Annotated in this window: 25 protein-coding genes, 1 tRNA gene, 1 pseudogene and 1 riboswitch; of the genes and pseudogenes, 15 read left to right on the top strand and 12 right to left on the bottom strand. The window is 70.8% G+C overall.

Going from position 1 to position 24,206, the window contains the following annotated elements; all coding sequences use genetic code 11:
* Positions 1-10: 10 nt before the first annotated feature.
* Positions 11-751 carry an FhaA domain-containing protein gene (locus ACIBP6_RS30300; protein WP_091081864.1) on the bottom strand — a complete coding sequence of 247 codons (741 nt, stop codon included), beginning with the start codon at positions 749-751 and terminating at the stop codon, positions 11-13.
* A 199-nt stretch (positions 752-950) separates the two neighbouring features.
* On the opposite strand from ACIBP6_RS30300, the gene ACIBP6_RS30295 reads away from it, so the two are divergent.
* Positions 951-1,033, top strand: a tRNA-Leu gene (locus ACIBP6_RS30295).
* Positions 1,034-1,511: 478 nt separating this feature from the next.
* Here ACIBP6_RS30295 and ACIBP6_RS30290 read toward each other — a convergent pair.
* Positions 1,512-2,522, bottom strand: coding sequence for a hemolysin family protein (locus tag ACIBP6_RS30290; protein WP_397057283.1), 1,011 nt, complete (start codon positions 2,520-2,522; stop codon positions 1,512-1,514).
* Positions 2,519-3,868 carry a hemolysin family protein gene (locus tag ACIBP6_RS30285; protein ID WP_397057282.1) on the bottom strand — a complete coding sequence of 450 codons (1,350 nt, stop codon included), beginning with the start codon at positions 3,866-3,868 and terminating at the stop codon, positions 2,519-2,521. Before ACIBP6_RS30285 ends, ACIBP6_RS30290 begins: the two co-directional genes overlap by 4 nt.
* Positions 3,869-4,111: 243 nt before the next feature.
* Between ACIBP6_RS30285 and ACIBP6_RS30280 the strand changes: the two genes are divergently transcribed.
* Positions 4,112-5,368 carry an LCP family protein gene (locus ACIBP6_RS30280; RefSeq protein WP_397057281.1) on the top strand — a complete coding sequence of 419 codons (1,257 nt, stop codon included), beginning with the start codon at positions 4,112-4,114 and terminating at the stop codon, positions 5,366-5,368.
* A 41-nt stretch (positions 5,369-5,409) separates the two neighbouring features.
* On the opposite strand, the gene ACIBP6_RS30275 is transcribed toward ACIBP6_RS30280, so the two are convergent.
* On the bottom strand, positions 5,410-6,057 hold the full coding sequence (locus tag ACIBP6_RS30275; RefSeq protein ID WP_397057280.1) for a GOLPH3/VPS74 family protein: 648 nt from the start codon (positions 6,055-6,057) through the stop codon (positions 5,410-5,412).
* 23 nt (positions 6,058-6,080) lie between these two features.
* On the opposite strand from ACIBP6_RS30275, the gene ACIBP6_RS30270 reads away from it, so the two are divergent.
* Complete coding sequence (locus tag ACIBP6_RS30270; RefSeq protein ID WP_397057279.1) at positions 6,081-6,689, top strand: TenA family protein; 609 nt, start codon at positions 6,081-6,083, stop codon at positions 6,687-6,689.
* An 18-nt stretch (positions 6,690-6,707) separates the two neighbouring features.
* The gene (locus ACIBP6_RS30265; RefSeq protein ID WP_397057278.1) at positions 6,708-7,586 is read left to right on the top strand and encodes an Fpg/Nei family DNA glycosylase; all 879 of its coding nucleotides are present in this window, start codon (positions 6,708-6,710) and stop codon (positions 7,584-7,586) included.
* A gap of 5 nt (positions 7,587-7,591) precedes the next feature.
* On the opposite strand, the gene ACIBP6_RS30260 is transcribed toward ACIBP6_RS30265, so the two are convergent.
* The gene (locus ACIBP6_RS30260) at positions 7,592-8,998 is read right to left on the bottom strand and encodes an MFS transporter (RefSeq protein ID WP_397057277.1); all 1,407 of its coding nucleotides are present in this window, start codon (positions 8,996-8,998) and stop codon (positions 7,592-7,594) included.
* A 113-nt stretch (positions 8,999-9,111) separates the two neighbouring features.
* Here ACIBP6_RS30260 and ACIBP6_RS30255 point away from each other — a divergent pair, with 113 nt between their 5' ends.
* The 3 genes from ACIBP6_RS30255 (at position 9,112) to ACIBP6_RS30245 (ending at position 11,383) form a co-directional block, all read left to right on the top strand.
* The gene (locus ACIBP6_RS30255) at positions 9,112-9,501 is read left to right on the top strand and encodes a winged helix-turn-helix transcriptional regulator (protein WP_397057276.1); all 390 of its coding nucleotides are present in this window, start codon (positions 9,112-9,114) and stop codon (positions 9,499-9,501) included.
* Positions 9,498-9,821 carry a rhodanese-like domain-containing protein gene (locus ACIBP6_RS30250; protein ID WP_132614825.1) on the top strand — a complete coding sequence of 108 codons (324 nt, stop codon included), beginning with the start codon at positions 9,498-9,500 and terminating at the stop codon, positions 9,819-9,821. Before ACIBP6_RS30255 ends, ACIBP6_RS30250 begins: the two co-directional genes overlap by 4 nt.
* A 119-nt stretch (positions 9,822-9,940) precedes the next feature.
* Positions 9,941-10,055: riboswitch (TPP riboswitch) on the top strand.
* Positions 10,046-11,383 (top strand): purine-cytosine permease family protein, encoded by a 1,338-nt coding sequence (locus ACIBP6_RS30245; protein WP_397057275.1) that lies wholly within the window; start codon positions 10,046-10,048, stop codon positions 11,381-11,383. Its footprint overlaps the riboswitch before it by 10 nt.
* Here the strand turns inward: ACIBP6_RS30245 and ACIBP6_RS30240 are convergent.
* Entirely contained in the window at positions 11,369-11,941 is a 573-nt protein-coding gene (locus ACIBP6_RS30240) for a methylated-DNA--[protein]-cysteine S-methyltransferase (protein ID WP_397057274.1), read from the bottom strand. The genes ACIBP6_RS30245 and ACIBP6_RS30240 overlap by 15 nt on opposite strands.
* A gap of 96 nt (positions 11,942-12,037) precedes the next feature.
* Between ACIBP6_RS30240 and ACIBP6_RS30235 the strand changes: the two genes are divergently transcribed.
* Entirely contained in the window at positions 12,038-13,906 is a 1,869-nt protein-coding gene (locus ACIBP6_RS30235) for a PAS domain S-box protein (protein WP_397057273.1), read from the top strand.
* 143 nt (positions 13,907-14,049) lie between these two features.
* Entirely contained in the window at positions 14,050-14,481 is a 432-nt protein-coding gene (locus tag ACIBP6_RS30230) for an ATP-binding protein (protein ID WP_397057272.1), read from the top strand.
* Here the strand turns inward: ACIBP6_RS30230 and ACIBP6_RS30225 are convergent.
* The 3 genes from ACIBP6_RS30225 to ACIBP6_RS30215 form a co-directional block, all read right to left on the bottom strand.
* Positions 14,465-15,106, bottom strand: a complete 642-nt coding sequence (locus ACIBP6_RS30225) for a YidC/Oxa1 family membrane protein insertase (protein ID WP_397057271.1) — start codon at positions 15,104-15,106, stop codon at positions 14,465-14,467. The genes ACIBP6_RS30230 and ACIBP6_RS30225 overlap by 17 nt on opposite strands.
* A gap of 74 nt (positions 15,107-15,180) precedes the next feature.
* Entirely contained in the window at positions 15,181-15,381 is a 201-nt protein-coding gene (locus tag ACIBP6_RS30220; protein WP_397057270.1) for a DUF6412 domain-containing protein, read from the bottom strand.
* The gene (locus tag ACIBP6_RS30215; protein WP_165969813.1) at positions 15,378-15,548 is read right to left on the bottom strand and encodes a hypothetical protein; all 171 of its coding nucleotides are present in this window, start codon (positions 15,546-15,548) and stop codon (positions 15,378-15,380) included. Before ACIBP6_RS30215 ends, ACIBP6_RS30220 begins: the two co-directional genes overlap by 4 nt.
* Positions 15,549-15,642: 94 nt before the next feature.
* Between ACIBP6_RS30215 and ACIBP6_RS30210 the strand changes: the two genes are divergently transcribed.
* Positions 15,643-16,341, top strand: coding sequence for a response regulator transcription factor (locus tag ACIBP6_RS30210; protein ID WP_132614813.1), 699 nt, complete (start codon positions 15,643-15,645; stop codon positions 16,339-16,341).
* Positions 16,341-17,471: a sensor histidine kinase gene (locus ACIBP6_RS30205; protein ID WP_397057269.1), complete on the top strand. Its 1,131-nt coding sequence runs from the start codon at positions 16,341-16,343 to the stop codon at positions 17,469-17,471. The genes ACIBP6_RS30210 and ACIBP6_RS30205 overlap by 1 nt, the downstream gene beginning before the upstream one ends.
* Here the strand turns inward: ACIBP6_RS30205 and ACIBP6_RS30200 are convergent.
* Entirely contained in the window at positions 17,451-17,858 is a 408-nt protein-coding gene (locus tag ACIBP6_RS30200; protein ID WP_132614811.1) for a hypothetical protein, read from the bottom strand. The genes ACIBP6_RS30205 and ACIBP6_RS30200 overlap by 21 nt on opposite strands.
* Positions 17,859-18,045: 187 nt before the next feature.
* On the opposite strand from ACIBP6_RS30200, the gene ACIBP6_RS30195 reads away from it, so the two are divergent.
* A complete protein-coding gene (locus ACIBP6_RS30195; RefSeq protein WP_111182883.1) occupies positions 18,046-18,393 on the top strand; it encodes an STAS domain-containing protein in 348 nt (115 codons plus the stop codon).
* Positions 18,394-18,442: 49 nt separating this feature from the next.
* A complete protein-coding gene (locus ACIBP6_RS30190) occupies positions 18,443-19,177 on the top strand; it encodes a glycosyltransferase family 2 protein (protein ID WP_397057268.1) in 735 nt (244 codons plus the stop codon).
* Positions 19,178-19,206: 29 nt separating this feature from the next.
* Here the strand turns inward: ACIBP6_RS30190 and ACIBP6_RS30185 are convergent, their stop codons facing one another.
* Positions 19,207-20,007, bottom strand: a complete 801-nt coding sequence (locus ACIBP6_RS30185) for a hypothetical protein (protein ID WP_397057267.1) — start codon at positions 20,005-20,007, stop codon at positions 19,207-19,209.
* 11 nt (positions 20,008-20,018) lie between these two features.
* On the opposite strand from ACIBP6_RS30185, the gene ACIBP6_RS30180 reads away from it, so the two are divergent.
* Both ACIBP6_RS30180 and mptB read left to right on the top strand, forming a co-directional pair.
* A complete protein-coding gene (locus tag ACIBP6_RS30180; protein WP_397057266.1) occupies positions 20,019-20,153 on the top strand; it encodes a hypothetical protein in 135 nt (44 codons plus the stop codon).
* Positions 20,154-20,273: 120 nt separating this feature from the next.
* A pseudogene (gene mptB / locus ACIBP6_RS30175) lies at positions 20,274-21,473 on the top strand (polyprenol phosphomannose-dependent alpha 1,6 mannosyltransferase MptB); the annotation flags it as partial.
* Between the two features lie 130 nt (positions 21,474-21,603).
* On the opposite strand, the gene ACIBP6_RS30170 reads toward mptB, so the two are convergent.
* Positions 21,604-24,150 (bottom strand): hypothetical protein, encoded by a 2,547-nt coding sequence (locus ACIBP6_RS30170; RefSeq protein WP_397057265.1) that lies wholly within the window; start codon positions 24,148-24,150, stop codon positions 21,604-21,606.
* Between the last annotated feature and the right edge of the window lie 56 nt (positions 24,151-24,206).

Raw genomic sequence — 24,206 nt, 5'->3', positions numbered from 1 at the left:
TTGTCTACCCCTAATCGCGCCGGAACACCAGAGTCGTGCGTCCCAGAGTCACTCGCGTGCCGTTCTGGAGCTCGATCCTGCGTACCGGCTGGCCATTGACGAAAGTGCCGTTCGTGGATCCGAGATCGACCAGGGCCACCGTCTGGCCCTCGACGCGCAGCTCCGCATGGTGCCGCGAGACTCCCGGATCGACGAGACGAAGATCGCAGTCGGTGCCCCTGCCGAGCAAGGTCACCGGAGTGGTGAGCTCGTAGGAGCGGTCGCCCTGCGGATCGTCCTGAGTGGAGACGAGCAGCCGCGGCCGCCCGTTGAAAGCGTTAGGCCTCGACGGTGGCAGGTCGCTCGCCGGCTGGCGAATCTCGTCCTGCTCGACCGTCGCGCCGCGGATGACCCCCGACCGGATGCGGAACAAGCCCACAGCCAGGTCGCCGGCCGTCTCGAAGCGAACCCGGACCGGTCCCACGAAGGAGTAGCCCTGTTCCTTGGCGTACTCCCTGGCGAGGTTGGCCAGTTCGTGGCTGATGCTGTCGGCGTAGACCTCGAGCCTCTCGCTGTCGGTCGTGGACAGCTCGACCACGAAGTCGTTGGGCACGAGCGTGCGACCCTGAGCCACGATTGCCGCACGCTCATCCATCTCCCGCTGAACCGCGCTGGCGACCTCGACCGGCTGAAGGTCAGATTTGAACGCCCGCGCAAAGGCCCCCTCAACCAAGCCTTCGAGCCTTCGCTCGAAGCGCTGAAGGACTCCCACCGGGTACCTCCCTTCCTCCGTGCATATGATCGCGGCCCCCAGACGCGTCCGGCGCCCGGTTTCCGCTCGTTCCACGTAACGGTCTCCCTGGCGCTCGTCGGCGGTCGCGCCCAGCTCCTCCGCTCCCGTGTCTTATGCGATCGTATCCGGGTTCAGTACCACTGGCTGTTCCGTGCTAGTCTTCTTTCCGCACCCACAAGGGCGGGTGGCGGAACGGCAGACGCGCACGGTTCAGGTCCGTGTGTCCGAAAGGACGTGAGGGTTCAAATCCCTCCTCGCCCACTCGGTGACTGGGGATCCTTGGTCGCAAACCTTTCAGGTTTGCTCCCTCGGGTCCCCTCGTCATTTCTCCCGGGGGATGACCCCCGGACCCCCAGGGGGGACGCTGCGCTCCCGGGGGCGAAGCCCCCGGACCCCCGTCACAACCGGGTTTCGGTTGCTCGTCGTGCGTCCGGTTGTTCGCCGTATATCGGTTGCTCGCCGTATGTCGGTTGTTCGTCGTGCGGGTGATTGTTGCCGGGTGCGGTTGTCGCCGGGCGGCGGTGTCCCTGGTCTTGCTCTTGTGCTGGTCGGGCTCTGGGTTGTCGTACGTCCCTGTTGCAGACCCACAGTGGCGAAGTGTGGGGGCCGGCGCAAGGGGAGGCTTCTTCTTTCGGGGAGTTCTTGTGCTGGGGTAGGGCCTTTGGAGGGTAGGCCCGGATGGTTGCAAGGTGCTTTATGGTGACTTGCGTGCCTTCCGGGCCTGTGTTTTGCCTCACACTTATGCGGCCCTCGTGTCGAGGAGCTCGCCCACCAGATCTGTGAGACTCACCATGCCGATGACCGTGCCGTCCTGATTGGTCACCAGGGCCAGGTGGGATCTCGCCTCCTGGAGGGCCGTCACCGCCTCAGGGACCTGCGTGGTGCAGGCGAAGCTGGGAATGGGGCGGGCGAAGTCGCGGGCCTTTCCTGTGGGCGCCAGGAGAGCCTCGCGGGCGTGCAGGACTCCCTCGACACCTCGTGGGCCTTCCACCAGGAGTCGCAGGTGTCTGCTGGTCGCCGCCGTCGACCTGATCTGGGCTGCGTCGGCTGTGGAGGAGACCTTCACGGCTTGCGCAATGGGGATCATGAGGCGTTCGATGCCCTCGTCGTCGAGGCGCAGGGCCCTGGTCAGCAGGTCGTGTTCCTCGCGGTCCAGCAGGCCCATCCGGCCCGATTCGCCGACCAGCATCGCGAGCTGGCGCGGTGTGCGGGTCGTCGCCAGCTCGTCTCTGGGCTGGACGCCGAAGAGGCGCAGGATGAGGTTCGTCAGGGTGTTGAGCGTCGTGAGCAGCGGGCTCATCACCGTGGTGAACGCGCGGAACGGGAACGTCAGGATCAGCGCCGCCCGCTCCGGGTGGGTGAGCGCCCACGACTTCGGGGCCATCTCGCCCACCACCATGTGCAGGAACGTCACCAGCGCCAGCGAGAACGTCAGCGCGATGGGCAGCCGCATGGCCTCGGGGATCCCGGCCGCGGCGAAGACCGGCTCCAGGTAGTGCTCGATCGCCGGCTCGGTCACCTGGCCCAGGCCGAGCGTGCACAGGGTGATGCCCAGCTGGGCGCCCGCGAGCATGAGCGACAGCTTGCGGCCGCCGCCCACCGCCGACTTGGCGGCCAGCCTCACCATGCGGTTGCCGCCGGTCGCCATCTCCTCCAGGCGGTGGCGCCGCGAGGAGACGAAGGCGAACTCGGCGGCCACGAACAGCGCGTTGAAGAGCAGCAGCGCGACGCTGAGGATGATCAGGCTCATCGGCGCGCCTCCGCGTGCTGCTGGACCGGGGCGACCCGCACCCACTCGGGGACGCGGCGGTTGAGCGACATGACCGTGAGCTGCGCCATGTGCTCCTCCTCGTCCTCGGCGAACGGGTCGGAGTCGGGGGCGAGCGGCACGGTCACCGTGTCACCCGGGTTGGGCATGCGGCCGAGCCTGGCCAGGACGAGACCGGCGAGGGTGTCGTAGTCGTCGCTCTCCGGCAACGCCACACCCGTCGCGCGTTCGACCTCGTCGAGCCGGAGCCGGGCCGGGACCTCCCAGACGCCGCCGGGGTGCTCCACCGCGCCGGCCGGCTCGGGGTCGTTCTCGTCGACCAGCTCGCCGACCAGCTCCTCGGCCAGGTCCTCGATGGTGATGACGCCGGCCAGGCCGCCGTACTCGTCGATGACACAGGCGATGTCGTCCTTGGCGACCCGCATGCGGTCGAGGACCGCCGGGAGCGGGACAGAGTCGGGCACCAGCAGGGCGGGGCGGGTGACGGCACTGATCGGGCCGCGGTCCACGCCGGCCGCGAGCAGCTCCCGCACGCCCGTGACGCCCGCCACGTCGCCGTCGTCCCGGAGCACCGGGAAACGGGAGTGGCCGCACTCGCGCATGGCGTCGAGCAGGTCGGAGACGGTCTGGGAGTCGCGCAGGGTCACCACGCGCGGGCGAGGGACCATGATCTCCTCCGCCGTGCGGTCGCCGAACTCCAGGGCGCGTTCGAGCAGCTCGGAGAGCTTCGGCGGCAGCTCGCCCGCCCGGCTGGACTCCGCGATGATGCGCGAGAGCTCCTCGGGCGTGGCGCCGTGCTCCACCTCCTCGACCGGCTCGATGCCGACGAGCCGCAGCAGCCCGGAGGCGGCGGAGTCGAACATCCGGATGACCGGGCCGGCGATGGCGAGGTAGACCAGCGTCGAGCCGGCCAGGAACTTGGCGACCCGCTCGGGCCTGGCGATCCCGAGGTTCTTCGGGGCCAGCTCGCCGAGCACCATCTGCACCACGGTCGCCACGAACACGCCGATGGCCACGGACAGCCCCGTGATCACGGAGTCGGGCAGCCCCATGTCGGTCAGCCAGGGGCGTACGAGTACGGCGATGGCGGGCTCGGCCAGGAAACCGACCAGCAGGGCCGTGACGGTGATGCCGAGCTGTGCGCCGGAGAGCATGAACGAGAGGCGGGAGGTCACCCGCAGGGCCTTCTCAGCGGCGGCGTCACCGGCGGCGGCCTGCTCGCGCAGGATCCCGCGGTCGGCGGCGACGAAGGCGAATTCCTGGGCGACGAAGTAGCCCGTCGCGGCTGTGAGGAGAATAAGGGCCAGCAGCCCGAGATAGGCGCTCACCGCAGTGAGCCCTCAGAGGAACCCGTGCCTGAGCACGGGCAAAGACTCCACGGGTCCGGAGCGGACACGATCATCCCTTCGATAGAGGTCGTCCATAACCGTAACGACGGGGGTGGCCTCTATGTTTCCGGGGTCACAGTCCGCCCGTTCCGCGTACTTTTCCGTGGCAAAACCTTGGCCGAGCGTCTTCACTGCTGGGGTTTGGACGTAGCGTCTATGACAAAGCGAAGGGGAGAAGGCGAAGTGTCTGAGGACGACCGGACGCGAGCCATGCGCTCGCCGGGCGACGGCCGCCCGCTGCCACCGCGGCCCGGCGACGGCCTGCGTTCGGGGGGTGCGCCCGCGCACCGGATGCCGTCGGGAGGGCCGGGGGCGCCCACGCACAAGCTCCCCGCCGCCTCCCAGGTCCCCGAGCCGCCGCCGGGCGAGCCGTCGCGCGCCCGATCGCGCGTGTACGGCAAGCAGCGCTCGGGCAGTGGGCCCGTCAAACCGCTCAGAGGGCGGCGGGACGAGCCGAGGGAGCCGCGGGGGCCGCGTAAGCGCGTGTCGGGCGGAACCATCGTGAAGATCATCGCCGGGCTGGTGGTGGTGCTGCTCGTGGCCGCGGTGGGCATGTTCTTCTGGATCGACTCCAGGCTGGCGGGCATCGACGGCGTGCTCGACGACTACGAGGGCCGTCCGGCCGACACGCCGGGCACCAACTGGCTGCTCGTCGGCTCCGACAGCCGCAAGGGCCTGACGGCCGCGCAGCGCAGGAAGCTGGCCACCGGCCGGGCCGCCGGCCAGCGCACCGACTCGATGATGTTGCTGCACATCCCCGAGGGCAGTGACCGGCCGACGCTGGTCAGCCTGCCGCGCGACTCGGCCGTCACCATCCCGGGCCGCGGGCGCGACAAGCTCAACTCCGCCTACGCCATCGGCGGCCCGCGACTGCTGGTCCGCACCGTCGAGACGGTCACCGGGGTGCACGTCGACAACTACATGGAGATCGGCTTCGCCGGCTTCGTGGACATCGTGGACGCCATCGGCGGCGTCGAGATCAACGTACGGGCCGCCGTCAACGACCCCAAGGCCGGTCTGAAGCTCAAGAAGGGCACGCAGGAGCTCACCGGCGCCCAGGCCCTCGGCTACGTACGCACCCGCAAGGGCGGCGCGCTGCCCGACTTCGAACGCACCAAGCGGCAGCGGCAGTTCCTCGGCGCGGTCGTGAAGAAGGCCGCCAGCCCGGGGGTGCTGCTCAACCCGTTCACCTCGATCCCGCTGGCCATGAGCGCCACGGACGCGGTCGAGGTCGACTCCGGCACGGGGGCGTTCAACATGCTCTCGCTGGGGCTCGCGATGGGCGACAGCCCGGTGACCACGGTGGTGCCGTTCGGGGGCAACGAGGTCATCCCGGGCGGCGGCACGGCGGTCAAGTGGGACCGCACGAAGGCGCTGGCGATCTTCAACGCCCTGAAGGAGGACAAGCCGGTGCCGCAGGACGTTCTCGACGCCACCTGACCGGGGCCGCGCGGCCCCGCGCCGCGCGACCCATCCCCCGTTCAGCTCGCCGCGGTGGTGACCGTGGCGGCCATGACCGCGGTCATGGCCGCGGCGGTGGCGGCGGCGATGGTCTTGGCGACCGCGTCCGCCGCCCAGGCGCCCTCGGCGATCTCCTTGACGCGGGCCTTGTCGGCGCCGGGGAACGCCTTGCGGACGATGCTCGCCGCGTTGGCGACCGAGATGAGCACGGCCGTGCGGGTGTCAGGGGCGGCGCCCGCCAGCACGGCCGACACCCGCTCCCTGACGTCGGCCTCGACACCCGGATGCGCCTCCGGCCAGCGGGTGACGGGAAAGACGCCGAGCACCTTGCCGCGCTCCTCCGACAACACGCCCGAGGCCGCCAGCCTCGACAGCAGACGCCGGCGCTGTTTGCCCGCCTGCAGCTTCTGCACCCACCAGACCGGGCTCTTCTCCTTCTCCTGCGCGACGATGCGGGACAGCACGGCGTCGAGCTCGTCGTCGCCTACCGGGGACGGGTCTTTCACCGTCACCTTCTTGTTCGACAGCTCCACCCGGTCCCGGACGGCCAGCTCGGCGAGCAGCGCGCCGGCGAGGGCCGGGTCGAGCTGCGCCGTGCTCACGAGGGGTTTGCCCTTGTCCTCGCTGAGGGCGAGCAGGAGGAGCTCTTCCGCGATCGTCACCATCATGCTTCGACATTAACCTCCCAGGCATGACCATTTCGGAGAAGTTGCACGCGATCGGGCGCCCGCTGCTCCAGGCCCAGCTCGACCACCCGACGGTCGCCGGGATCGCCCGCGGCGACCTGGCCGAGCCGGTGTTCCGGTCGTGGCTGGAGCAGGACTACCTGTTCCTGCTGGACTACGTGCGGGTGTTCGCGCGGCTGGCCTGGCAGGCGCCGGACGCGCACCTGGGCGACCTGGTGGACCTGGCGCACTCGACGTACCACGACGAGCTCAGCCTGCACCGGAGCATGTCGGCCGAGTTCGGGGCCGACCTGGAGGGCGCGGTGAAGGGGCCGGCGTGCGCGGCGTACACGGGGTTCCTGCTGGAGTCGGCGGCGTCGTACGGAGAGGGGCTCGCGGCGCTGTATCCGTGCATGTGGGGATATTCGAACCTGGGGCGGATCCTGGCGGAGAACCCGCCCGCCGAGCCGCGCTACCGCGCCTGGGTGGACACGTACGCCGACCCGGGGTTCGCGGCGCTGGCGGCGCGGATCGGGCAGATGATCGACGAGGCCGATCCCGACCCGCAGCGGGCGGAGGCACTGTTCACGGAGGGGATGGCGCACGAGCTCGCGTTCTGGGACGTGCCCCGGTAACGGTCGTACTCTGGGGACATGCCGGAACTTCCCGAAGTGGAGTCGCTCACCCACTTCCTGCGTGAGCGGGCCGTGGGCCGCACGGTCCTGGGCGTCGACGTGGTCGCGATCCAGGCGCTCAAGACGTTCGACCCGCCGGTGACCGCGCTCGGCGGGCTGACGATCACCGGTGTGACGCGGCACGGCAAGTTCCTCGACCTCGACTGCGACGGTCTCCACCTGGTCATCCACCTGGCCCGGGCGGGGTGGCTGCGCTGGCGCGACGACCTCTCGGGCGCCAAGCCCGTCCGCCCGGGCAAGGGCCCGCTGGCGGTGCGCGTACGGCTGGCGCCCGACGAGGAGGGGCTCGCGCCGGGGTTCGAGCTGACGGAGGCGGGGACGCAGAAGCGTCTCGCCGTCTATGTCACGAAAAATCCGGATGATGTGCCAGGCGTCGCCGCCCTCGGCCCCGACCCCTTCGACGAGTCCTTCACCGTCGAGGCGCTCAAGCGCATCGTCGGCGGCAACCGCACCCAGATCAAGGGCCTGCTGCGCGACCAGAAGATCATCGCGGGCATCGGCAACGCCTACTCCGACGAGGTGCTGCACGCCGCGAAGATGTCGCCGTTCAAGATCGCCGCGACGCTGACCGACGCGCAGATCGCCGACCTGCACGAGGCCATCGTGACCACCCTGCGCGACGCGGTCGAGCGCGCCCAGGGTCTCGCGGCCAAGGATCTGAAGGCCGAGAAGAAGTCGGGCCTGCGCGTCCACAACCGCACGGGCCAGCCGTGCGACGTCTGCGGCGACACGATCCGCGAGGTCTCGTTCGCCGACTCCTCGCTGCAGTACTGCCCCACCTGCCAGACGGGCGGCAAGCCGCTGGCCGACCGCCGCCTGTCCCGGCTGCTCAAGTAGCGTCGTCAGGCCCGTACGGGCACCGGCTCCGCGGCGCGCGCCCGCGCGCGCAGGCCGACGGCGGCGATGACGGCGGCCAGCAGTGTGGCCGTCACCGGCACCACCAGAGCGGCCCGCATGGCGGCGAGCCCGGCCTCGGCGCCCGTCGCCGCGCCCAGGGCGGCCACGTTCACCGCCGTCACCGCCGACAGCCCGAGCGCCGCGCCGAACTGGAACGAGGAGTTGATCAGACCGCCGGCCAGGCCCTGCTCGTGCTCGGCGATGCCGTCGGTGGCCACGATGGTGAGCGGGCCGTAGACGAAGGCGAACATCAGGCCGATCAGCAGCATCGACGGCAGCATGGCGGCGTACACCCAGTCCAGGCCGACGCCGAGGAAGAGCGCGTAGGCCAGCAGGCCCGACAGCAGGCCGGCGAACACGACCTTGGCGTTGCCGTACCGGTTGACCAGCCACGGGGTCAGGATGGGGGCGAGCACCACGTCGGCGGCGGCGGCCAGCATCGCCAGGCCGGTCTGGATGGTGGACCAGCCGCGCAACTCCTGCAAATAGAGCGTGACCAGGAACTGGAAGCCGAAGAACGAGGCCGTGAGCAGGGCGGCCGTCACGTTGGCCCGGACCAGCGCCTTCGACCTGAAGATGCCCAGGCGCACCAGCGGATGGGCGGCGCGGCGTTCCACGGCGACGAACGCCGCCAGCAGCGCCAGCCCGCCCGCGAAGGCGGCGACGGTGAGCGGCCACCCGTCGGCCGGGTGCTCCAGGCGTACGACGCCGTAGACCAGCAGCATCATCGCGGTCGTGACGAGGACCGCGCCCGTCAGGTCGAACCCGCCCGCGGCGGGCCGTTCGCCGTCCGGCTTCCTCAGCAACGGGATGGCGGCGGCCAGGATCACCGCCGACATCAGCACCGGCGCGAAGAACACCCAGCGCCAGCCGAACGCCGTCAGCAGGCCGCCGATCACCAGGCCGAGCGCGAACCCGCCCGCGGCCGTCCCCGCGTAGATCAGCAGCGCCCGGTTGCGCACCGGGCCCTCGGGAAAGGTCGTGGTGATCAGCGACAGGCCGGCCGGCGTCATGAACGCGGCGGCGACCCCCGTGACGAACCGCGCCACGAGCAGCACCCACCCTTCGTCCGCGAAGCCGCCGAGCCCGGAGAAGACGAGGAAGACCACCAGCCAGAGCAGGAACATCCGCCGCCTGCCCAGCAGGTCGGCCGCCCGGCCGCCGAGCAGCATGAACCCGCCGTAGCCGAGCACGTACGCGCTCACGACGCCGCTCAGCATGCCGGTGGACAGCCCCAGGTCGGCCCGGATGGAGGGGAGGGCGACGTTCAGCATGGCCACGTCGATGCCCTCAAGGAAGATGGCTCCGCACAGAACAGCGAGTACGCCCCAAGAACGGGCAGAAACTGGCATCACGGTTACCTTTCGGCAGGTCGGTTATCTCTTGTAACCGTCCACATCATGGGCCAGTATGAAATGTCGTGGAAGACGGCACTTTAAGGTCACTCAGTTACTGCGAAAGCACCGTGGACGACGACTACGACGCCCGTCAGTGGGACACCCGGGAGGACTGCGAGGTCCGGCAGATCCTCGACCGCATCGCCGACAAGTGGTCGCTGCTGGTCATCGCCCTGCTCGACTGCCAGAGCCTGCGCTTCACCCAGCTCCGCCGCGAGATCGACGGCGTCAGCCAGCGCATGCTCAGCGTCACCCTGCGCCAGCTCGAACGCGACGGCCTGGTCACCCGCACGGTCCACCCCGTGGTGCCGCCACGGGTCGACTACGCGCTGACGCCGCTCGGCCGTACGTTGCACCAGACCATCAAGGCGCTGGTCACCTGGACGGAGGAGCACCGGGGGGAGATCGCGGCGGCGCGTGCCGACTACGACGCGCGGCGCGAGATGATGGAGACATGACCGTTCCCGAGATCGAGGCCAACGCCCTCCCCGACGACGCCTACCTGCTCGACGTCCGTGAGCAGGAAGAATGGCTGGCAGGGCACGCGCCGCAGGCCGTCCACATCCCGATGACGCAGATCCAGGGCCGCCTCGACGAGGTCCCCGCCGACCGCACGGTCTACGTCGTCTGCCGGGTGGGTGGCCGGTCGATGCAGGTGGCGGCGTGGCTCAACCAGCTCGGCCGCGACGCGGTCAACGTGGCGGGCGGCATGCAGTCGTGGGAGGCGGCGAGCCGTCCGATGGAGAGCGAGACCGGCCAGCCGCCGTTCGTCGCCTGAGCCCGGGAGAGGGGCGCCGCGCTGACCCTGGCCCGCTCCGTCGAGGGGCGGTCTGGCGGTCTGGTGAAGGGTTAGGGCATCATGGGGGCGTAAAGCCGGGTTGATCCTGGCTTTGCCATACCTGTCAACGCGGGAGCTTGGGGCTTACCAGGCTGAGAGGGCGACTGAGCGCTGTCGCCGACCGCACGAACCTGTCCGGGTAATGCCGGCGTAGGGAGTGTGCGATGACGCACGGCGTCGAAGAAGTCCCCCTGACCCTCGAAGGACGGCCGCCGAAGACGCTGGGCGTGCTCGACCAGGGTGCGCTCTGGGCCAACCTGGGGGTCAGCCTGCTCGGCTTCTCCGGGGCGCTGTTCCTGATCGACCCCCTCGACGGCGTCCCGCTCTCGCTGGGCGCGGCGCTCCTCGCCACCGTGATCGGCAGCCTGATCGGCACCGCCATGGTCGGCCTGTCGGCCATCCCGGGCACCCGGACGGGACAGCCCGCGATGGTGCTGCTGCGCGGGCTGTTCGGGGCCAGGATGTCGTACGTCCCCACGGTGCTGAACATCGTGCAGATGCTCGGCTGGGGCGCCTTCGAGCTGTGGGTGATCGCCAAGGCGGCCAACGCGATGTTCGGCGGGATCCCGTACGAGGCGTGGGTGATCGTGGCGGGTGTGCTGACCACCGCGCTGACGATCTGGCCGCTCGGCGCGATCCGGGTGCTGCGCCGGTACGTCACCATCGGGGTGATCATCTCGATGCTCTGGTTCGCCTGGCACATGATCTCCGACGCGCCCCCGTACACGGGCGGCTCGTGGGAGGCGTTCGCGCCGGCGGTCGACTACGTGATCGCGCTGTCGGTGTCGTGGGTGCCGATGGCCGCCGACTTCGCCCGGCACTCGCGGTCGAGCAAGGCCGCGTTCACCGGCGTGGTCGGGGGCTACACGCTGGCCCAGGTGGCCTGCCTCGGCCTCGGCGTGTACGCGGTCGCGATCGCGGGAGCCGAGGCGGTGGCGGCCGACTCGACGTCGGTGTTCGGCACGTTCGTCGCGGTGCCGCTGGGCGTGCTGTTCTTCGCCGTCCTGACGCTGCGCGAGACCGACCAGTCGTTCGCCAACGTCTACTCCACCACCATGTCGCTGCAGAACCTCATGCCGCGCGTGGACCGGCGCGTCTTCTCCGTCGCCATCGGCGTGCTGACCGTCGGCATCGCCCTGGTGGTGGACGTCAACTCCTACGGCGCGTTCCTGGGCGTGATCGGGGCGGTGTTCGTGCCGATGTTCGCGGTGCTCGCCGTCGAGTACTTCCTCTTCGGCGGCTCCCGCTCGTGGAACACCGCCGAGGACGCGCCTTCGCGCTGGTCGATGCTGGTGCCGTGGGCGCTCGGCTTCGTCGCGTACTGGCTGACCACCTCCACCCCGACCGTCGCCGGGTGGGACCAGATCTGGGCGGGCCTGCGCGATGCCATCGGCTTCACCCGCGAGCCGTGGATGAACGGCGCCCTCGGCGGCGCGGTCGTCGCGGCACTCGTGACCGCCGTGATCGGCCTGGTGCGGCAGCGCCGCTCAGCTGCCCGCTGAGACGCGCCGCTCGACGTTGAGGAGGTGCTGCTTGGCGGCCGCGCCTCCGGCGTAGTCGCCGAGCGAGCCGTCGGCGCGCACCACCCGGTGACACGGGGCGATCACGCAGACGGGGTTGGAGGCCAGCGCGTTGCCGATCGCCCGCAGCGCGCGCGGCCGGCCGATGCTCTCGCCGATCTCCTCCAGCGTCGTGGTGGTGCCGTAGGGGACGGCCATCGTCTTCTGCAGCACCGTACGAGCGAACGGGGTGGCGAGCGTCAGGTCGACCGGCGTGGCGAACGCCCGCAGCCGGCCCGAGAAGTAGGCGTCGAGCTCTCTGCGCACCGGGTCGAGCCGGCGCGGGTCGGGCCCGATGGAATCGCCCATATGCCTGCTGATCAGCTCGAACACATCGTTTTCCGCCTCGAAGCTGCAGGCCGCGATGCCCTTGCCGGTCACCGCTAGCACGAGCCGGCCCACGGCGCCGTCATAGGCGCCGAACGCGATGGCGGGCGGCCTCACTCCCCGATAGGTGCTGGAGGTCACCCGTAGCAGGGCATCGAGATCGGAACTCGACATTCCCCTCACCCTCCCCACCCGTCGAGAATCACCGTGACCGCAGCGTATCGGACGGATCGCCCGACGCACCCACCGCGCCACGGGCACTATGGAGGTGTGGGGGACCAATGGGCCGGTAGTGACGAGGAGATCGCCCGCGCGGTGCTCGCCAGCTCACCCAACGCCGTGGTCGCGCTCGACCGCGACCAGACCGTTCTGGTGTGGAACGATGCGGCCGAGCGCATGTTCGGCCACCCGGCGCAGGAGATGCTCGGGCGCCGGGCGCCGATCGTGCCCGATGAGCTGACCGCCGAGCACAACGCCGTGCTGGAGCGCGTACGCACCGGCGAGCCCGTGTCGCTGCACACCAAGCGGCTGCGCCGCGACGGCACGGTGCTCGACGTCCGCGTGGACATCGGCGCCCTGCGCCTCGGCAGCGCCGTGGCCGGGTACGTCTTCGTGCACCACCCGGCGCGGGCCGACGAGCTCGCCCGGCACCGGATGGCGCGCCGGGCCAGGCTGGTGCGCCGGCTCACCGACGTGGTCGGCGACATCAACTCCGAGCTGGAGCTGCCCGCCGTGCTCGACCGGATCTCGGCCAGCCTCACCGAGCTGACCGGGGCGGACGCCGGCGGGTTCGTGCTCATCGAGGGCGAACGCCTGCGGCTGGTGAGCACGTACCGGCTGCCGGAGGCGCTCAGGGGCATCACCACCGACCTGCGTACGAGCCTGGTGGACAAGCTGTTACGCACCGGCAAGACCGTGCTGCTGGAGTCCGACGGGCTGGACGACCTGGTGTGGGCGCGGCTCGACGGCCTGCACACCATCGCGCTGGGCCTCGCGGCCGTCGGCGGCCGGCCGTACGGCGCTCTGTACGCGCTGTTCGCCCGGCGCATCCCCGGACACCTGGAGCTGGAGCTGCTGGAGCTGCTCGCCGGCCACGCGGGCATCGCCGTCGGCAACGCCGTGGCCTACCAGGAGGCGGTACGCCAGCGGGCGCACGAACGGGCCGTGTTCGACGCCAGCGCCGACGGCATCGCCCTGCTCGACCATTACGGGCGCGTGGTGCGCTGGAACCCGGCCGCCGCAGGGCTGACGGGGCTGCCCGCCGAGGCCGTCGTCGGCGGCCCGCCGCCGTTCCCGCTGCCCAAGGTGGGCGAGAAGGTCACCTACCAGCTGGACAGCGGACGCTGGCTCGACGTCGTGGGCGCCCGCATCGAGGAGACGGGCGAGCTGGTCGTCGACTTCCGCGACGTGACCGCGGCCAAGGAGCTGGAGGAGGCCAAGGACCTGTTCCTCGCCACCACCAGCCACGAGTTGCGCACGCCGATCACGATCGTGCGGGGCTTCGCCGGCACGCTCGACGCGCGCTGGGACAAGATGAGCGACGGCGAGCGCCGTTCGGCCGTGCGCACGATCGCCGAGCGGTCGCGTTCGCTGGGCGAGCTGATGGACCACCTGCTGCTGGGCGCCAGGGCCGGGGCCGACGAGCTCAAGGTGCGCATGGAGGCGTTCGACCTGGCCGAGCGGATCGAGGGGGCCACCCTGGGGCTGCCCGAGCTGTCCGACCGGCACCGCGTCGAGGTGCTGGTGCCCGACGGGCTGCCGTACGTGCTGGGGGACGCGCTGGCCACCGACATCGTGCTCGGGCAGCTGCTGGAGAACGCGTTCAAGTACTCGCCGAAGGGCGGGCTGATCAGCGTGGCGGCCTGGCCCGAAGCCGGCGACGTCGTCGTGGTGGTGGACGACGAGGGAGTCGGTATCGCCCCACCTGACCGAGAGCGTATCTTTGAGCGTTTCGTGCAGGTGGACAGCGGGGACAGGAGAAGGTTTGGTGGAGTTGGGCTCGGTCTCTACATCGTCCGCAGCCTGGCCAGAGCACAGGGGGGAGATGTCAGTGCTCATCCGCGACCGGGGGGTGGCACGAGGATGCGGCTCGTTCTCAGATGCGCTTCCACTATCCGATCCGACACACCGATGCGGTAACGAGGTGGTCACAGTTGAGCTGACCTATCGTCCAATGTGTACAAGCTGTGATCGAGATGCGGTTTCTGGGATTGAGTAACGGGGCATTTCGGTCGTACCGGGGAGTGTTCCCGCGGGGGGCACAGGTGAACGGGGAGGTGGGTGTGTCAAGCGTGGTGCTGCTGCCGTACGCGCCGTCCAGCGTCGCCGTTGCCCGCCAGCGTCTGAGCACTGACCTGCAGGAAAATGGGGTCTTCTCCACCGCCATCGATGATGCGGTGCTCGTGGTGAGCGAGTTGCTGAGCAACGCGCTGCGGCACGCGCATCCGCTGCCGTCGGGCATGGTGCGGGTCGCCTGGCTGCGGAGCGACGACCACATCGAGGTGGCGGTCAGCGACGGGGGTGCGGCGACCGAGCCCAGGGCGGGCCGCCCGACCCTCTCGTCGCTCGGCGGCCGGGGGCTCGGCATCGTGGAGTACGTGGCGGAGAGCTGGGGGGTCAGGCACGATGGCGAAACGACCACCGTCTGGGCCATCCTGCCCGCCCCGGCGCAGTCGATGAACGGGCAGGTGGCGGCACTCAGAGAGGCCGGCTAGCGAGCACGGCCCGCTCGCCTGTGGCCCACGCCGTGGAGACGAGCAGATAGAGCCCCGCCGCGAGCGGCAGCACCAGCGTCGCCACCACCGCCCCGTACGGCAGCAGCTTCGAGATCTGCCGCATCAGCTCCGGCTGCTCCTCCGTCACCTTGATCTGCCGGGCCGACAGCCACGCCACCGCCGCGACCAGCGCCACGATCACGCCGAAGACCAAAACCGGGGTGCTGAACAGACCGTAATGCGCCACCAGCCCTGCCACCTGCTGCCCGAGCGGCGCCCCGAACAGGTCGTGCCCGGCCAGCGCCGTCGGATGCGTGGCCACCCGGTACATCAGCCACATGAACGGCAGCTGCGCCAGCGCGGGCAGGAACCCGGCGAACGGCGAGGCGCCCTCCGCGGCGTAGAGCGCCGACAGCTCCTTCGACATCCGCTGCGGGTCTCGGCCGTGGCGCTCACGCAGCTTCCGCAGCTTCGGGGCGAGCCGTTCGCGGATCTTCGCCGCACGGGCCTGGCGGACGCTCAGCGGCAGCAGCACCAGCCGTACGGCCAGCGTGAACAGCACGATGCCGAGCGCGGCATCGCCGCCGGACAACGTGAAGACGAGCGTGACAAGAGAATCGATCATGAGCCCTGGTTCCTCGGTCCGTGGGAAAGGGGCTCACGCGAGGAGCCCCGCTTTTCGGCGAAAGCGGGGCCGAGCTAGGGAGCTCGTGGACGCGGCCGGCCCGCCGCGTCGGGATCGCGCCGCGGCAGGAAGGCCGTGCGGCGCGCGTAGGCCAGCGGGAAGCCCGCGGACTCCCCGCCGGGGACGGGCAGCGACACGGCCGCCCACGTGACCAGCAGCAGGATCGCCATCATGGTGATCCCGAGCAGCCACGGATCGAACAGGAACTGCGTCAAGAGCGCGACGACCTGCTGATCACGGTGACCGCGACGAAGACGAGCAGAGCGATCACACCCACGATCAAGGCGATCTTGAGCAACCACATCACCATCGGAATGACGAAGGTGAACAGCACGAAGAGGCCGAGCACGGCCCCGATGACGAGCATGACGACTCTACCCATGACGCCACCGTACGTCCTCGGGGCATGATCTGTGAGGCTTACGAAGCAATGACGTCTTCGTCACCTTCGCCTGACCCGGCCGTACCGTGAAGAGGTGAACACCCGCATCCTGGTCGTCGACGACGATCCCACCGTCTCCGAGGTCGTGGCGCGCTATCTGGAACGCGACGGGCACGAGGTGGAGTGCGTGGGCGACGGCGCGGAGGCGTTGCGCAGGGCGCTGGCGAGCCCGCCCGACCTCATGGTGCTCGACCTCATGTTGCCCAAGATCGACGGCCTGCAGGTGTGCAGGAAGCTGCGGGAACGCTGGCCCGTACCGGTGATCATGCTGACCGCGCTCGGCGAGGAGATCGACCGGGTGGTCGGGCTGGAGACCGGGGCCGACGACTACGTGACCAAGCCGTTCAGCCCGCGCGAGCTGGCGCTGCGCGTGCAGTCCGTGCTGCGGCGGGCGCGCGGGGCCTCCGTCACCGGCGGCACCGGCGTGCTGCGCGACGGCGACCTGGTGGTGGACGTCGGCGCCCACGAGGTGCGCCTACGGGCGGCCGAGGTGCTGCTGACGGCCAGGGAGTTCGACCTGCTGGCCTACCTCATGCGCAACCCGCGCCAGGCGTTCAGCCGCTCGGCGCTGCTCAACCAGGTGTGGGGGTGGTCGTTCGGCGACTCCTCCACGGTGACCGTGCATGTGCGGCGGCTGCGGGAGAAGATCGAGCCCGACCCGACCGCGCCGCGCAGGATCGTGACGGTGTGGGGGGTCGGCTACCGGTACGAGCCCCTGGAAGGGGCTTCCTGATGGCCATGCCGCCGGCGGTGGCCGCGGGGGAGCTGCCGACGGTCGTGGCCGTCACGGCCGGGCTCGGGCTGGTCGTGGCGCTGGCCGGCATCTGGGTGATGGGCCGGCTGCGGACGAAGTCCATCGGCGTGATGCTGGCCGTCGTCGTGGTGGTCGCGGTGGCCGCCACGCTGGCCGGCGTCGTGGCGATCATCATGAAGATGATCATCGAAGGGCCGATCAAGGACTTCGTGCTGAGCGTCGTCGCCGTGGGCGGGCTCGTGGGGCTCGGGGTGGCGTTCGTGTTGTCCAAGCGGGTGGTCGGGGAGAGCAGGCGGCTGGTGGCCGCCGTACGCGACATGCCGTTCGCCGCGCCGCGGGGGCTGCCCGCCGAGCTGCAGACCATCGCCAACGCCCTGGAGGAGGCGTACGCGCGCGAGCAGGCCCTGGAAGGGGCGCGGCGGGAGCTCGTGGCGTGGGTGAGCCACGACCTGCGCACCCCGCTGGCCGGGATGCGGGCCATGGCCGAGGCGCTCGAGGACGGCGTGGTGACCGACCCCGAGACCGTCGGGCGCTACCACCGGCAGATCAAGCTGGAGGTGGAGCGGCTGTCGGGGATGGTGGACGACCTGTTCGAGCTGTCGCGGATCCACGCCGGGGCGCTGCGGTTGTCGCGGGCCAGGATCGGGCTGGCCGACCTGGTCGCCGACACGCTGGCCGGCGCCGAGCCGCTCGCCCGGGCCAAGGGCGTCGTGCTCACGGCGGAGGCGTCTCCCGCGGTGCCGGTGGAGGCCGACGCGGGGGCGCTGAGCCGGGCCCTCGGCAACCTGGTGGTCAACGCCATCAGGCACACGCCGTCGGACCGGACCGTCGTGCTGCGGGCCGGGGTGGACGACGGCAAGGCCTGCCTGTCGGTGACCGACTGCTGCGGGGGGATCCCCGAGGAGGACCTGCCGCGGGTGTTCGAGGTGGCGTTCAGGGGGGAGGCGGCGCGTACGCCGACCGCCGACGGTGGGGCCGGGCTGGGCCTGGCCATCGCGCAGGGCATCGTGGAGGCGCACGACGGTGAGATCGCCGTCGTCAACGACGGGCCCGGGTGCCGGTTCGAGATCCGGCTGCCGCTGGGCGGGTCAGGCGCTCTCCTGGAGTGAGTCGGGCAGGTCGCGTGGCGTGCCGAACGACTCCGACATTGCACGAAATGTCGGGCAGGGCCAGCGCCACATGCAGCTCCTGCACCGCAGGATGGGGTGGGCCGCGTCGCTCGTGATGCCCCCCGCGTCGCGTGGCTGGTGGAGGTCGAGCAGCCTGAGCCCGAGCTCGGCGAACCTGAGCAGCTCGGTGCGCGCCCCGGCGAGGAACTCGAGGTCTTCGATCTGGAGCCGGGCGTGGACGGGGACGTAGCCGTCGCGGTTGACCAGGCCACGCAGGCGCGCTGCCTGGTCATGCCATGACGTGGCCTTCTCTGTGTGGACGAGGATGGTCTCCAGGAGTTCGCGGAGGCCCTGGCGCTGAGGATCTTCGGGTCTGTCTGCGTTCATCGATCCGGGGCCTGCCGGGCGTGCCCCAGCCCCTCCTTCGCCGTGAAGCGGTGCCGGTTCCGGTGTCACGCTGTCAAGCTTCGCGTACTCTCCGTTCCCTTGGAGCCCAAACGCCGGACAAAAACCCGCCGTTCCCCTATCGGCGTGACAACGTGACCGGAAGCGCTCGCGCCGCTAGCCTGCCCATGTGGAGCTCAAGGTCTCGACTCGATCACAAGCCGGGTGCGCACTCGTTGCCATCACCGGAGAAATCGACCTCTATACGGCGCCCCACCTGCAGTCCGAGTTCACTCGGCTGCTGCAGGACGGGCCCAGCCGGGTGGTCATCGACATGTCCTCCGTGGATTTCTGCGACTCCACGGGGATGAACGTCCTGCTGTCCGCGCTCAAGCGGATGAAGGAACGGGGAGGGGCGCTCGAAGTGGCCGCGCCACGGCCGGCCGTACGCAAGATCCTGCAGGTCACGGGGCTCGACTCGGTCTTCACCGTGCACGACGAGGTGCCGAAGGAGTTCCTCATCAGCGAGAAGTCGTGACAGTTGCGGGATCATGGACGAGGTGTCTTCGGGCGGAGGTAGGGCGACGATGAGCGGCAACGGCGACACGGCGGTCGTGATCCCGGCCGCCAACGAGGCCGACCGCATCGCGGCCACGGTGACGGCGGCGGCGGCCCTTCCCGGCGTCGGCCTCGTCGTGGTCGTCGACGACGGCTCCGCCGACCAGACGGGCAGGGTGGCGCGCGCGGCCGGAGCCCGCGTGGTGCGCCACAGCCGCAACCGGGGCAAGGCCGCGGCGATGGAGACGGGCGCCGAAGCCGTACGTCTCCTCGACGAGGGCGGCGTCTCCCGCCACCTGCTCTTCCTCGACGCCGACCTGGGCGACACCGCCCAGGCCGCGGCGCCCCTCATCGAGCCCGTACGCTCGGGAGCGGCCGACATGACGATCGCCATGTTCACCACCAGGGTGAAGCTCGGCGGCCATGGGTTAGTCGTCCGGCTGTCCAAGGAGGGCATCCGCAGGGCGACCGGCTTCGAGGCCGCCCAGCCACTCAACGGGCAGCGCTGCCTCACCCGCGCGGCCTTCGAGGCGGCCCGGCCGCTGGCGCACGGGTTCGGGGTGGAGACGGCGCTGACGATCGACCTGCTGCGCAAGGGGTTCCGCGTGGTGGAGGTCGAGGTCGACATGGCCCATCGCGCCACCGGCACCGACTGGCGCGCCCAGCTCCACCGGGCCAGGCAACTCCGCGACGTCGCCCGCGCTCTGGCCGTACGCGAGCCGGTGGTCGTCCGAAACCTGGACAAATTCCTGCCCAAACGCTGACGCACCCCACCCCGCGCTCGGCATGTTGCTCAGGTCGCCTGGCAGGATCGCAGCTTGTATGAACCCGGCAGCCTGGGAAGGCCCTCGATCTTGTCGCCCACCGTGTCCGGATCCGGCGCCTTGATCGAGACCTTGTCGCCCCAGCCGCTGTAGCGGGTGTCGGCGTGAACGGTCATGCCCTGATCGTCTTCGTGGACCACACGGTGATCCGGAAGTCTGTACGTGCTCTCCACTCTGCTGACCAGGTTCGCCGACGTCAGCGTCAGCGTGTAGGAGATCTCCGTGCCGCCGCCCAGCTCGCTCGCCATCGAGAGGGCGAACCAGGGCGAGACCTTCTTGAGCTCTGCGACGGTGATCGTGCCGGTGATCGTGTCGGCGCTGAGGTCTCCGTTCTCGATCAGAGCGGACAAGGTCGCCGGTTCGGCTGGGCTGATGACCTGCCCGTAGAACGAGAATTGCTCGTCGAGCCCGAATTTCGCTCGGGGGTACCTGTACCAGATCTTGCCCTTCGGTGCCCCGTGTGGATCGATGTCGCAGAAGTGGCCGATGCCGCCGATCTTGATGACCCGTTCGCGCAGCTGATCACGCTCGGTCGTGACGTCGAAGGCTTCGACGCCCTTCTTGCCGAACGCGAAGGTTCCCTTGCGCTTCTGGACCGGACGCTCCTCGGTGCCGTCGCCGAAGGTGGTCGTTCCGGTGAAGCGCACGCCGTGTCCGGGCGCCAGCTTGGCCTCCAGCGCTCGGACGGGTTCCTTGGACGCCGCCTGCGTGGGAACGGCGGCTGCCAGTACAGCGCTGCAGGCCGCCAGAATCGTGATCGTCCTTTTCATGGTCAGCGATCATGATCGCAGCGGATCACGAGCGGAACACGAATTTCCTCGCGCCGACAGGCGTGGACCTGCGGCGCGGGGAGTCTTCTCAGGTGCGGGCGCCGCTGCTGGTCATCCACAGGGTGTGGGCGAGCGAGGCTTTCTGATGCGGCGGGGTGCTGGTTGTCCACAGGGTGGGGTGAGAGGGCCTGTGGGTGTGCTGGAATCGTGCGGTGACTTCGGAGACGCGGCACCCCCGGGCGCGTGGCCGGCTCGTCGGGGCGGCCATGGTGGCGATCGGCGCGTCGATGCTGCTGACGATCCTCATCGGGCTGCTGGGGCCGTCGGCGATGGTGCCCGCGTTGAGCGGGCCCGGCCGGCAACCTCCGTACTCCTTGGGGGCCGATCCCGATCCGTACCTTGTGGTGGGGATGGCGGCGGTGGCGATCGTCATCGGCGGGCTTGGCCTGCTGGGTGCGTTGGCCGGTGTTCGTGGCCCGTCCGGAGGGTTGCCGGGCCGTTCGTCGCGTGACTCGGGGCCGGCGCGGTGGTTGGTGGCCGCCGGATGTGCGGTCGCCGGGGTGCTCGCCTTTCTGCCGCCGTCCGGGTCCGGTGATCATCTCAACTACGCCGCCTACGGCCGGATGGTGACGCTCGGCCTTGACCCGTACACGCATGGGGCGGTCGACCTGGCCGGCGATCCCGTCGCCGACGCGGTCGAGGACCCGTGGCGGGAGGAGCCGAGCGTGTACGGGCCCGTGGCCACCGCGCTGCAGGCGGTCGCCAGCTGGGCCGGCGGCGACTCGGTGCGGCTGACGATCTTCGTGCTGGCGCTGTTCAACGCCGCCGCCTTCATCGTGACGGGGCTGCTCATCGACCGGTTCACCCGGGACGACCCGGTCCGCCGCCTGCGTGCCGCCCTGCTGTGGACGGCCAATCCCCTCCTGCTCTACCAGCTCGTCGCCGGCATGCACGTCGACACCCTGGCCGTCGCCTGCATGGTCGCCGCGCTGCTGGCCAGGAGCCGGCCCGTGGGGTCAGGTGTGCTGCTCGGCCTCGGGGTGGCGGTCAAGGTCAACGCCGGGCTCGCGGCGCTCGGGCCGGCCTGGGAGTTGCGGCGGCGGCCGGGGAGGCTGGCGCTCATGGCCGGGTGCGCGGTCGCGGTCGTGGTCGTGGGATACGCGATCGTCGGGCCCGAGGCGATCGCGCCGATCACCCGCACGTCCAAGTCGATCTCGCATGCGTCGTTCTGGAAGCTCGTCCAGGGGTGGCTGCAGTCGATCGTGGGCACCGGAAGCGCCTACCGGGGGGAGATCCAGGTCGGCTCGCTGCTGGTGCTGGCGCTGGTCGCGTGGTCGCTGCTCCGGCTCGCCTCCCGGCGCGACGGGGCCGGGCTGGGCGCTCCGGTGGTGGCGGCCGGGCTGGTGGTGGCGTACGTGTTCGCGACGCCGTACGTGCTGCCCTGGTACGACGGGCTGGCGCTCGGGCTGCTGGCGCTGGTGGGCGCGTCGGCGGTGGACGCATTCGTGGTGGCGCACCTGATGGTGTTGTCGCTGGCGTACCTGCCCGCCCGGGTCGAGGGCCAGCCCGTCGACCTCGCCTGGCTCAGGGAGGTCGTCAGGCCTCAGCTCGCCTGGGTGCTGCTCGCCCTGACGGTGGCGCTGGTGGTGTGGGCGTGGCGAGCTGCAGGGCGCGTACGCACGCCGCCAGCGTCAGCGGCACCGCGACCGTCAACGCCATAGCGGGGATGGCGATGCCGGAGTCGTTCATCAGGAAGCCGACGAACGCGCACGTGAGCGCGCCGAACAGGCCCGCCCTGAGCGTCGGGGCCAGCGCGTAGGCCTGGCCGAGCGCCGAGGCGCCCCAGCGCGACGGCCGGGCCAGCACCAGGAAGAGGAAGGCCAGCGCGACCAGCGAGAGCAGCGTCAGCGGCAGGTTGCCCACGGTCACGCCGATCATCGCGCTGAACTTGCGGCCGACGACGGTCAACGCCTGACCGTCGATGATCTGCTGGACGAAGTTGCCCAGGTGGGTGCGCTGGTCGTCAGGGCGCAGCCAGTCGAACACCGACAACGCGCCCACCAGCACTGCCCCGGCCAGGCCGACGAGCAGCAGCCGTAGGAGGGAGACGCGTCTGCCGGAGAGCAGGATGAGGAAGACGGCGAGGCCGACGACGAAGGCCGGGACACCGCCGAAGTCCGCGCCCCACGACGGCCATCCGTCGGCGAAGACGGCGAAGGCGCCGTACGCGCCGCAGGCCGTGACGACCACGAGTCTGGACACGCCCCGGCCGAGCAGCCACTGGGCCACTCCGGCGAGGCCGAGGATCGTGCCGGTGGCGTAGACGGCGAAGGCGATGTTGCTGAAGCCGTAGAAGCGGCCGCCGGTCACGGGCTCGTAGCCGGTCACGGCGTTCACCTGGAGAGTGGAGCCGGTCATGACGTCGAGCAGCAGGGCGAGCGACGTGACGGCGGCGACCACGGTCAACGGGCCCAGCACGTGGGCACGCCACGGGCCGGCGAAGGCGACGGCGGTGATGAGGCCGGCGATGGCGAGGATCGTCACGATCACCGACAGCATCGGCACCGGGAAGGTCCACCAGGGCACCAGCTGGGCCAGGAACGTCGCGATCGCGGTCGCCCCACTGACCACCGCGACGGCCTGGACCGACTTGAGCACCGTGGAAGCGCCCGCCGTGCCCTCTGTCCCCGTTCCGGGGGGTCGCGCGTCGGCTGCCGCACCGGTTCCGGCGGGTTGTGCGTCGGCCGTCGCACCGGGTCCGGCGGGGTGGGTGTCCCGGGCGGTCGTCCCGGGTCCCGGTTCTGCGGCGGCTCCTGTTGCGGTGGGCTCCTCGCGGTTCGTGGGGGCGGATGTCGTACGGCGGCGGCGGAGGGCCAGGGCGGCGAGGGCGTAGAACACCAGCTGGACCGTCACCAGGACGGTGAAGAACGGGCCGCGGACCTCGCGCAGCACCTTGCTGGCCAGGTCGGCGTCGGCCAGCTCGGTCACCGTCGCGGACGGCGTTCCCGGTGCCGGGCCGCCCGCCTGCCAGGGCCGGCCCACGACCTCGCGTGGCGCGTCGAGGCCCAGGAGCTGGACGGTCGTGGCGGTGAGGTCGGTGATGGTGACCAGCGCGTCCTGGCGGGTGGAGGTCGCCGTGAGGTGGCCGTACGGGAACGGCTGTCCTGCGGCGGACGGGCCGGTGGCCAGCGCCACGTGGAGGTGGGCGTCGGGGGTGACGTCGGAAACGCCGGCCAGCAGGATCGTGGTGCCGGCAGGCAGCCGGTCGATCAGGGCGCCGATCCGGCGGTCGGCCTCGGCCACCGCGGCTCGGCGCTCGGGCGCCGGGAGGGCCGTGGGGACGCCGTACTCGTCGTGGGGGCGGCGGAACCAGGCGTCGGCGAGGTCGTCGGCGGCGAAGACGATCAGGTCGTACGGGGTCAGGTCGGTGAGCGCCTCGGGAGTGGGAGCGTATTTGGCGATATTTCCGGCCTTGTCGGCGGCGGCCAGGGCGGCACCCGGGCCGATGGCCGCCACCTTGCCGCCGTTGTCCGCGACGAGTTGCCCGAGGGTGCCGATGCGCGCGTCGTAGCCGGTCTCGGCCTGGTACGCGGCCATCGCCGCCCAGCCCGGGACCGTGGCGCCTTCGCCGGACGCCTGGGGAACCGGGGGCTCAGGGCAGCCGCGCACCTCCGTCCCGGCCCGCTGCCCCGCCGATACGGTCAGCCAGCCGGCGGTCGGACAGGTGATCCCGCGCTCGGGCGGCGGCACGGCCCGCGTCGACAACGACCCCGAGGCCCCCTGCCCGACGAGCCGCCACAAGACCGGGGTGCCGGCCTCATCGAGGTCACTCCACTCCAGCCCGGGCACCCCGATCAACGCCACCCGCCTTTCCGGCGCACGTTCGCCGGCCGAGGTCCCCCCGGCACGTGCGGCGGCCGGCGTGCCGCCGGCGGTACGTCCGGCCGCGGGTGTGCTGTCGGTCGTGGGGCCGGCAGCGTGAAGAAGCGCGGTCGTGTGGGGGTTGTCGCCCGTAGCCGTGGTGGCGAGCGCCGGTGCGGCGGGGACGAGCAGGACTGTGAGGATGAGGGCGAGGGTGGTGAGCAGGTGGGAGGGGTGCCGACCGTGCCGTCCCTCGGACGGGTACGGTGTGGCGTTCGGCATGGTGGGACCCCCGGTGTTTGCCCTCGATCGACAACAGCCACGGTAACGTCCCACAT

It is taken from the genome of Nonomuraea terrae, from assembly GCF_044465245.1.
Classification (GTDB): Bacteria; Actinomycetota; Actinomycetes; order Streptosporangiales; family Streptosporangiaceae; genus Nonomuraea; species Nonomuraea terrae.
Note: the sequence above shows the minus strand (reverse complement) of the source record. Positions and strands in the feature narration are given on the sequence as shown.